We start from the raw sequence: 9,872 nt of genomic DNA on the forward strand, positions 1-9,872 counted from the left end.
AATAACTAATTGAAAATTCTCTATCCAAGAAAACTCTTTAGGCATAAGGTCAATCTAAAATCCAAAATCCCCAATTCAGTAACAAATAAGTTATCCTTTCTTAAAGTTCAGCAGTTATACGGAAGCTATAATTGGTGAGATTCAGCTATTGAGTGAAAAGGTCAGTAAATCTCACTAAGAAACAATGGTTAGTAACGATTCTGCACAGGCGGGGAATAATCAGCACTTGCTAATGCGCCTACCACGGACTCTAAGTTATCTCGAAACCTGGGGCTTTGGGTTAACTGGTCATGTTGGATGGATTGGTACTGCCCCTATCATTCATGCAGCGTTAGGCCCGAAAGCTATCTTAGTTTGGTTTTTTGGCACGATTATCTCCTTTTTGCTTAACTTGCAGGTACAAAGTTTAGGTAGGCATTGGTCAGATGTTGCCGGAGGAACACCAAACTATACCACAAGGCTATTAAAGAAGTTTCCTGGCTTAGGCCGTTACGTAGCATTAGGATACTTTTTTAGCTGGGCAGCAGCACCTGCACTATATGCGATTATTCTCACCAACTTAATTAAAGTCAATTTTGAAACATTAGGTATTTCTTGTCCAGAAACTTTTTTAAAAGTTTTATTTACAGCGATTCCTTTTATTTTAGCGTTCAGTGGTACCCGTGCTTTAGCACTCCTACATTTATTTTTTGTATTCCCAGCAATTTTATTACTGTTATTATTTTGTGTTCAAGGCGTATTATGGTTAGCCTTTTCACCTGCTAATTTTAATTTTCTCCCAACTAGCACCCATAGCCTGAGCTTTCAAGAATGGGCAAAATGGTTTTTTCTAGCTAGCTATTCAATTTATGCTTGTGAAACCACTTCTTCATTTGTTGCTGATAGCCGCCACCCATATAAAACTTTAAAGTTTTTAACCGTAGCTGCTTGGTTAATTCCTCCGGTGTTTCTTGGTGGTTCTTGGGTATTAATGCGTTCGGCTCCAAATTCAACAATAGGTGAGGATGCGTTCTTAAATCTAGTAGCGGCTTCTAAGCCTTTTTGGGGTGAATCTGCCCCTTTTCTAGTAACACTTCTAATTACTATATCTTGCCTTCTAAGTTCTGCTACAGCAGTTTCTAACTCTCCTCGGATATTATACCAGCTTGCCCTAGACAGACAGCTTTCTCCTATATTTGCATTAGTTTCCCGTCAAGGTGTCCTTGTTCCTGCTATTTTAGTTACCTTTCTACTCAGTTTGCTTTGTCTAAATTTGGGAAATATATCTCAACTTGTCACAGTAGCAGGCACCTGTTATCTCATGTCTATTATGGGGCTACATCTGGGATTATGGATGTGTCGTGGCAAACCATACGTGTTATGGCCTTGGTGGTCACTTGGTTTTTTCATGGTCGAAGCGGTAGTTCTAATAGTGGGAGGTTTAGCTTGGAACTGGAGAGATTTCTTAGTGGGATTATTATTACCCATTATTTTGACAATTGGAGATTTAGTTCTAAGGCAGTTAAGATTTGCGCCATTACATCCAAATTGGTGGACACAGCGTTACGATACTAAGCCTAGTAGAAATAATCCAGATTTTGTAGTATTACAAGTGATTGTTTTAGTATCATTAATTTGTATTACTGCCACAATCAGTTGGGTTATTCGCGATTTTTTAGATAGATTTTCTAATCATCCTCAAAATTCCTTTCTAGCGATTTTATTAGTGACGCTTTCTTTTACAGGGGTTGCGATCGCTTGTTGGACAACCTTACCACAAATCATTGCTATTGATGAAGCACGCAAACAAGCAAGAAACCTATTTATCACTACTCTCGATACTGTTCCAGATACTGTTTTAGTATTAGATGAAGATGGGACAATTTCTCAGACAAATGCCGCTGCTGAAGAATTATTTCAAACAAGTGTTCAGCAGCTACTTGGGCGAAATTTAAATCAACTTCTAATATGCTATCGCGGCAAACCGGAGCAATGGTCTACTAGAAGCGAGCAAAGCTTGAAAATTAACCAAGGTTTGCGAATTGTTGAATCAACGATTTCCCAGCCATTTAATTCTTTGCTACGGGAGTATATTGTTATTGTCCGTGATATCACTAAGCGGAAGCTAGCAGAGAAAGAATTAATCCAGTATCGTTATCAACTTGAGCAGTTGGTGCTAGAACGCACTATTGAACTTATTAGGGTTAATAAACAACTTCAACAAGACATTGTTAAACGTCAAGAAGCACAAGAACAATTACTGCACAATAGTCTTCATGATGGGCTAACTGGATTACCTAATCAACGGTTATTTATGGAGCGGGTGCAGCAGGCAATAGAACAGTCTAAACAGCAAAATAATTATTTATTTGCCGTACTATTCTTAGACCTAGATCGCTTTAAAGTTGTTAATGACAGCCTTGGACATCTACTAGGAAATCAACTTCTGATTGCAATTTCTCATCGGCTCAAGTCAGTTCTGCGAGGCGGAGACATAGTAGCTCGTTTTGGCGGAGATGAGTTCACAATCTTAATTGAGGAAATTGAGGATATCAACACCGCAATACAGGTAGCCGAGCGAATTAAAAAGGTGCTAGCTTTGCCATTTCAATTAAATGAGCATCGCGTGTTTACTAATGTTAGTATTGGCATCGCTTTGAGTAGAGCAGATTATGAGCAAGCAGCACAGATTGTACGCGATGCTGATGTGGCAATGTATTGTGCCAAATCACTTGGTAAGGCACGTTATGAGGTTTTTGATCCAAAGATGCACGAGGGTGCAGCTTTGCTTTTAGAGTTAGAAACTGCTCTGCGAAATGCGCTGCTCAAGCAAGAAGAATTTCGCCTTAATTACCAGCCAATTGTTTCTCTGACAACTGGCAAAATTATTGGATTTGAAGCACTGATACGTTGGTATCATCCAGAACGAGGACTTATTTCTCCTCAAGATTTTATTCCCCTAGCTGAGGAAACTGGAATGATTGTTAGTATCGGGCAATGGGTGCTTTATGAAGCCTGTCACCAAATGCAGAAATGGCATAAACAATTTCCTATCTCACAACCTTTGACGATTAGCGTAAATTTTTCTGGTAAACAAATCACACAACCTGATGTGTTTAAACAAGTTAAACATATTTTGCAGCAAACTGGACTGAAGCCATGCTGTTTGAAATTGGAGATTACTGAAAGCTTGTTGATGGATAATTTTGAATTAGCTACCACTGTGCTTTCCCAATTAACAGCGCTGAATGTTGAAATGCACATGGATGATTTTGGGACTGGCTATTCATCCTTGAGTTATCTACATCGCCTACCAATCAAAACCATTAAGATTGACCGCTCTTTTGTCACCAGTATAGGTAGTCAAGGAGAAAATTTAGAAATTATTCGAGCGATTGTGACATTAGCCCATAATTTAAATATGTCTGTAACAGCAGAAGGCATAGAAACTGTAGACCAATTAGTACAATTGAAGGCTTTACGATGTGATTATGGGCAAGGGTATTTTTTCTTACCACCTATGGAACGGTCTGAAGTAGAAATACTCCTTGCTGCTAACTTGTGCGGAAAAAACTTTTTAAAAAGATAAAATCTTGAGAGCAAATTCTTTTTAAAGAAACACTTTGTTAAACTGGGTGATTAATTTCATTTGGGAATCTATTCTTAGTGTAGTGTTGATTGTAGGTGGAAATTATCTACGTTATCAACTAATCCTTCTTCTAATAAAAGTTCGTTAACAAAAGTATCTATTTTGTGCCGATCGATATTTTGCATGACTATAATGTGTACCCAATTTTCATAAATCGCTAGCTGCCACTTTTTAATTAATCTTTGAGAAGGTTTTTGAAACACTACGGTATTGGAAAATTTATTGAGCATACATGGATATTCTCTGATTTTAAGTTGTTGGAAAAGATATTGAGCATTATCTATACAAGTCTTTGCTTCTTTGGCTAATCCATCATAACCTCTTGTTTTCATTGCATACCAAAGAATCAGAGGGGTATGACCGTTTCTGGAACCCAGAATGGTTGTATCTGATGAACCAATATATTCAATTGCTGTTTCAACTTTTTCTACCCATTTTTTCTTGGTTAAAACTACACCGCAAGGCAAGGGCGAACCAATGAATTTAGCAGAAATAGCTATACTATCTATCGGTTTTTGAAAGTTAACTTGTGGAGCGCCATCTAGAAAGGGTAATATTAATCCTGAAAGGGCGGCATCACAATGAATGTAGTAATCTTTAATTTGATTGCGTTCTAAAATTTCGAGAACTTTGTCTAAGTTATCAATTGCGCCTTTGACAGTAGTCCCAATATTTAAATTTACGATCGCAGGATAATTGCGATTTTCGCTAATCAGTTTTTCAAAATGTTCATAATTCATTTCTCCATTAATTTGTGAGTTAACAACATTGTGTTGAATGCGGAATAATTTTGCTGCTTTTGGTATGGAGTAATGAGAGTCTTGTGATGAGTAAAGAATACCATCAGGGTAGATTTCTCTTGCTAAGAACATTCCATATAAATTACCTTCAGTTCCGCCAGCAGTAACATAACCCCAAAACTGATTTTCTGGTATTTTATAAAGTTGGGCAAAAAAAGATAATACTTCTTGCTCAAACTTACGAGAATGGAGACCAAAATCTGGTTCAATATATGGATCTCCAGCATTATTTAATAGAAGATTGAAAAATTTACCGATCGCACTGTAATCACAACTTAAATTATATGGATAGCCTGTATGAAACTGCGATCGCTGTTCTATTTGCACCAGAAAATCAGCCAATTCCTTAGCAATTTTGTTTGACATATCTCTCTATCTCTTAAATTTTGATTGAGTTAATGGATGTTTTAAACCAGATTACACGTATTAATCCATACCTTTATTTTTTTTTAATAATAACCTATTTCATCGCTTTAAGAGAAGATAATACAGTGACAATACTGATAAATATTCAGTAATAATACCCAATTTTTTTTTGCCATAGTATATTACACTTGAAACTTCTGCATATTACGAAATAACCAGAATACGTATTACGTAAAATATTCTTTCACTCGCTGACTGCAACCTGATTTAATTACATATTTAACTTTGTGCCAGTTGCGTAATTTCTGGGAATGACTAGGCTATACAGCAAAGTCCGCATAAGCGGACTTCATCGTGTTAAAAAGAGATTTCTAGAAATTAAATATCGGTTATATAGAACGCTAAAAGGTTGTTTGAAAAGTAGTTACCTATGATTTTAGGCACTTGTTGATCCCCCCTAACCCCTCGATAAATTGGGGGGAACCGGAATTAAAGTCCCCCAATAAATTGGGGGATTTAGGGGGATCTGGAACGTTTTGCTACCAACAAGAGGACTTTTCAAACATCCTCTAATAGAGACTTAGCACTGCTCGTCTCTATATTCTTGCAGTTTTCCAGTAGATGAGGCACAAAATGCAGGACTCAGGTATCAAACATCAAGAGTTTCTACTTGCTTGTTTCTGTCTTTTGCCTCAAATCCTGTAGTTTTGTACTTCATGTAAAAGAAAACTGCTGTCAGTGCATTTAGCCATTTGTAGTTTGCTAGTGCTGTGGAATTTTTGCTTTTAAAACTCTCCAGCTAAGGCTGCAACACACCGTTCGCAAATTAAGGGATGTTCTGCTGATTCTCCCACATGAATAGAGTAGTTCCAACAGCGATCGCATTTTTGCCCGTCTGCATTCGTTACTCCAATTCCCCAGTCTTCCGTCTGCGCTGTATATTTCAATCCTTGCAATCCTTCAGCAGAATCTAATAATTCCACCTGGGAAGTCAGCAATAAATACCGCAGTTCGTCAATCCCGTTACCCTTAACCGGGTTAAAGGCTTTGATAGCATCGCCTAATTGTTTGTTAGGTATATGAATCAAAGCTTTCGCCTCCAGAGAAGAACCAATGAGTTTTTCTATCCTGGCTTGTTCCAACACTTTATTCACATCGGTGCGGAGTTGTCGCAGCGTTTCCCAAAATTCTGCTAACTCTGGATTACGCCATTTTTCCTCAACCTGCACCCAACCGGCTTCAAATACCGATTTGTAAGGTGTTTTGTAGGGGAGATATTGCCAGATATCTTCGGCAGTGTGAGATAACACTGGTGCGATCGCTCGTGCTAAATTATCTATTGCTATCTTCAGCACCGTTTGACAACTGCGACGGCGGAAAGCATCTTTTGCACTGATGTACAGCCTATCTTTGGCAACATCTAAATAAAAGTTGGATAAATCTACCACGCAGAAATTCTGTACTGTTTGGAAAAAGCGGAAGAATTGGAAACTCTCAAAGGCAACGGTTACTTCTTCAAACACTTCGGTGATGCGGTGCAGCATATAACGGTCAAGTTCTGGCAATTCTTCAAAAGGAACTGCATCTTTTTCCGGGTCAAAATCATCCAAGCTACCCAACAAAAACCGCGCCGTATTGCGAATTTTGCCTCTAACATCATTCATTTGCTTAATGATGTTTTTGCCAATGCGAACATCGCCGGAGTAGTCAACCGATGATACCCACAATCGCAATACATCTGCACCGTAAGGCGGTTCTACTTTTTGATTTTTTCCGCCTTCAATGATTGTATTTGGATCGACTACATTTCCTTCAGACTTACTCATCTTTCGCCCTTGTTCGTCCAAAGCGAAGCCGTGAGTTAGCACAGTTTTGTAAGGTGCAATGTCATTTACCGCTACACTGGTAAGCAAACTGGATTGAAACCAACCGCGATGTTGGTCAGAACCTTCCAAATATATATCAGCAGGGTAGCGTAATGGACGCTGTTGGACAACAGCTGCCCAAGATGAGCCAGAATCAAACCATACATCCATTGTGTCTGTACCCCGGCGGTAAGACTTGCCATTATTACGATAAGATTCTGGTAATAATTCCTCAACTGAAAGTTCCCACCAAGCATCGGAACCTTTTTCTGCGATGATTCCTTGGACGTGGTTGATTGTTTCTTCGTTCAGCAGTGGTTCTCCCCTAGCTTCGTCGTAGAAAACGGGAATGGGTACACCCCAAACGCGTTGACGAGAGATACACCAATCGGAACGTTCTGCCACCATTGGCGTAATCCGATTTTCACCTTGGGCTGGAATCCATTTTACCGTGGCGATCGCCTTTAATGCTTCTTCCCGAAATCCTTCCACAGAGGCAAACCATTGTTCCGTGGCGCGGAAAATTGTCGGCTTTTTCGTCCGCCAATCATAAGGATATTTGTGGGGATATGGTTCTTCCTTCAACAAAGAACCAGCCGCAGCCAGTGCATCAATTACCGCTTGATTCCCATCACCCAGAACATTCAACCCCGCAAATTCTCCCGCTTCTTCGGTAAAATTGCCATTGTCATCCACTGGTGCAAGGATGGGCAAACCGTAACGCTGACCAACAATGTAATCTTCTTGACCATGACCGGGAGCAGTATGTACCAACCCCGTACCCGATTCAGTTGTGATGTAATCGCCGCCGACAACAATCGGACTTTCGCGGTCATATAGAGGATGACGATAAGTAGTATGTTCTAAATCATTCCCCTTGAAGGTGGCTTTTACAGTTAACTCAACTCCTAAGGTTGAAGATAAACGTTCCACTAAATCAGCAGCAACGATAAGATAACGGAACCTCACCGTTAACGGAGAGGGGGAAGAAACTTCCTCACTCCCCCTCCCTGCTTGCGGGGAGGGGGTTAGGGGGTGGGGTTCCACTTCCACCACTGCATAATTCAAATCTGCATTCACCGCCACAGCCAAATTCCCTGGAATTGTCCAAGGTGTAGTCGTCCAGATAGCCACACCCAAATCTGACTGATATTCCGCCAACAGTGGTTTTACAGTTTCCGCCAAACTTGTGATTGCAAAAGCTGCATAGATACTGCGGGAAACGTGACCTTCAGGATATTCCAACTCAGCTTCCGCCAAAGCGGTATGAGAACTCGGACTCCAGTGAACCGGCTTTAAACCGCGATAGATATAGCCTTTTAAGAACATCTGACCAAACACGCCAATTTGAGCCGCTTCATATTCCGGCTTCAGAGTTAGATAAGGGTTATCCCAATCACCCCAAATACCGTAACGTTTAAAATTTTGGCGCTGGTCGTTTACCGTCGCTAGACCAAATTCCTTCGCTTTTTGCCGCAGTTGTAAAGATGTTAAGTTTTGCCGTTCTGCTGACTTCATATTCTGCAAAACTTTCAACTCAATCGGCAATCCGTGACAATCCCAACCAGGAACGTAGCGAACTTTACGCCCTTGTAACATTTGGTAGCGGTTAATAATATCTTTGAGAATTTTATTTAAGGCATGACCAATATGGAGTGAGCCATTAGCGTAGGGAGGCCCATCGTGGAGTATAAATAATTCGCCGGGGTTATTTTCAAAGAGGCGATCGTAAATTTTATTTTCTTCCCAAAATTTTTGGATTTCAGGCTCACGCTTGATTGCGTTTGCCCGCATATCAAAATTAGTCTTGGGTAGGTTTACAGTATCTTTGTAACTTCCTGATTCGGTCACAGTCTCATGCCTAAAATTAGGTGTGCAGGTTTTATTAATTATAGAAGATGGTATGAAAACCAAAATTCGCTATTTTAACCTGAGTTTGATAAGTATTATTTGACCTTCCCCCAACCCCTCTCAGCTTCGGCTACCGTGCATACACAAGTCGAATTACCCCCCTTAATCCCCCCGATGTTTTGGGGGGAAATAGAAAATTTAGTTCCCTCCCCTTTATAAGGGGAGGGTTAGGGTGGGGTAAAACTGTCTCTTTGACGAAGAGAGAGACGGTTTTGCGTAGTAAAACCAGAGAGAAGTTTCTAGGCGATAAGCAGACTAATCAGGAATTTTGCGGAGATTGAGAGTTAACCAACAGAAAGTAGTATACTTTTCTGGGTTCGCCTAAAGCTATCAAAAAGTTTCGTCTAAAAATAAATAATTTTGGGGTTGCTCTAATGCTAAGTCCTGTAGTCACAGTCAGTATCTTTCAAAAACAACCCGACCCTAAAGTATTTTCAGCAGGTCAAGTCATCTTTGAAGAAGGACAGTCTGGTGATGAAATGTATGGAATTATCGAAGGAGAGGTAGATATATTAGTCAATGGCAAGATTGTAGAAACCGTTGGAACAGGCGAAATTTTTGGTGCAGGGGTACTTGTAGGAGTAAAAAGTAGAACTTACGCAGCTATTGCCAAGGTGGATACCAAGCTGGGTTTTCTTGATGAGCAAGGGTTTCTCTTTGCCGTTCAGGAAACACCTGTGTTTGCTCTACAGGTAATGAAAAGTTACTCAGAGCGTCTGAATCGCTTGCAACGTATGGTGTGAGGCAGAGGCAGGAGGATGCAGTAAGTAGCAAAGTGTTTTTCCAAGTAGCTTCTTTAACTTCTGCCTTTTTTAGTGTCAAGATGCAAGATTTACCGGAGTTAGCAATGGCGCGTAAACGCTTGATTATCGAAATGGGGATGGGAATCGATCAACACGGACAAGAACCAACAGTAGCAGCATCTAGGGCAGTACGTAATGCGATCGCTCACAATGCCTTACCTGGTGTTTGGGAAGTCGCAGGTTTAAATCATCCCAATCAAATGATTATAGAGGTTCAGGTGGCAGTACCATATCCCGAACAAGTTAGAGAAGAAGAAGTACTCGCTGTATTACCATTTGGGCGAAAAACCCTCACCGTAGAATCTGGGGGGATGATCGTTCAAGGGCGGGCGATTCCCGAACTCAACGATAAAAATGACGAAATGTTGATTGCGATCGCTGCTGTTACAGTTCTAATCGAAGATGAGTAGCTGAGGCAATTCCTATAGAAATCAGAAACTTATAAAAAGACTTATCCGAAAATGGTAAATGTATACGGCAAAGGAATTTCAGCGATTAC

5 protein-coding genes are annotated in these 9,872 nt (G+C 40.2%); 3 read left to right on the forward strand and 2 right to left on the reverse strand.

Features of this window, described 5'->3' with window-relative positions:
- Positions 1-184: 184 nt before the first annotated feature.
- A complete protein-coding gene (locus tag RMX89_RS28210; protein ID WP_322691253.1) occupies positions 185-3,568 on the forward strand; it encodes an amino acid permease in 3,384 nt (1,127 codons plus the stop codon).
- Between the two features lie 74 nt (positions 3,569-3,642).
- On the opposite strand, the gene RMX89_RS28215 is transcribed toward RMX89_RS28210, so the two are convergent.
- Both RMX89_RS28215 and ileS read right to left on the reverse strand, forming a co-directional pair.
- On the reverse strand, positions 3,643-4,794 hold the full coding sequence (locus RMX89_RS28215; protein WP_322691254.1) for a histidine decarboxylase: 1,152 nt from the start codon (positions 4,792-4,794) through the stop codon (positions 3,643-3,645).
- A gap of 785 nt (positions 4,795-5,579) precedes the next feature.
- A complete protein-coding gene (gene ileS, locus RMX89_RS28220; protein WP_322691255.1) occupies positions 5,580-8,510 on the reverse strand; it encodes an isoleucine--tRNA ligase in 2,931 nt (976 codons plus the stop codon).
- A 434-nt stretch (positions 8,511-8,944) separates the two neighbouring features.
- On the opposite strand from ileS, the gene RMX89_RS28225 reads away from it, so the two are divergent.
- Together RMX89_RS28225 and RMX89_RS28230 are read left to right on the forward strand one after the other, a co-directional pair.
- Positions 8,945-9,313, forward strand: a complete 369-nt coding sequence (locus RMX89_RS28225) for a cyclic nucleotide-binding domain-containing protein (RefSeq protein WP_322673992.1) — start codon at positions 8,945-8,947, stop codon at positions 9,311-9,313.
- A gap of 104 nt (positions 9,314-9,417) precedes the next feature.
- Entirely contained in the window at positions 9,418-9,783 is a 366-nt protein-coding gene (locus RMX89_RS28230) for a Lin0512 family protein (protein WP_322685873.1), read from the forward strand.
- Positions 9,784-9,872: the final 89 nt, after the last annotated feature.

Source organism: Nostoc sp. DedSLP04 (assembly GCF_034530775.1).
Taxonomy (GTDB): domain Bacteria; phylum Cyanobacteriota; class Cyanobacteriia; order Cyanobacteriales; family Nostocaceae; genus Nostoc.